At 71.2% G+C, this 469-nt stretch carries 1 protein-coding gene; it reads left to right on the top strand.

Features of this window, described 5'->3' with window-relative positions; translation table 11 throughout:
• A partial coding sequence (locus AC3A6R_RS27130) for a contractile injection system protein, VgrG/Pvc8 family (RefSeq protein ID WP_487866180.1) occupies positions 1–469 on the top strand: 469 nt, incomplete at both ends.

The raw sequence follows: 469 nt of genomic DNA, 5'->3' as shown, positions 1-469 counted from the left end.
TGGGCGGCGAGCCGGCGCTCGAGCCCGTCGCGATCGAGGGCGACGAGGGGCTGAGCACGCTGTTTCGCTACACCCTCACCCTGGCCACCCCCGAGCAGCCCGGCTACAACGAGCGCCAGGCCGCCAACGTCGCCATCAAGCAGCTCGTGGGCGAGCCGCTCACCGCGCACATCGTGCTCGACGGGCGCCCGGGCAGCGGCCCGGCCCAGCGCCACCTCTCGGGCCTCGTCACGCGCGTGCGCTTCCTGCGCCTGGAGAACCGGCGCGCGCTGTACGAGGCCGTGATCGAGCCCTGGCTCACGCTGGCCACGCGCACCAGCGACTACCGCATCTTCCAGAACCAGAACGTGCTGGACATCGTGCGCGAGGTGCTCGGCAAGTACGGGTTGGCGTTCGATGTGCGCGCCACGCGCAGCTACCCGCCGCGCGAGTTCCAGGTGCAGTACGGCGAGACCGACCACGACTTCGT

The sequence above is a fragment of the Variovorax sp. Soil_C_19 genome, assembly GCF_057657255.1.
This window is presented reverse-complemented; position numbering and strand designations above follow the sequence as displayed.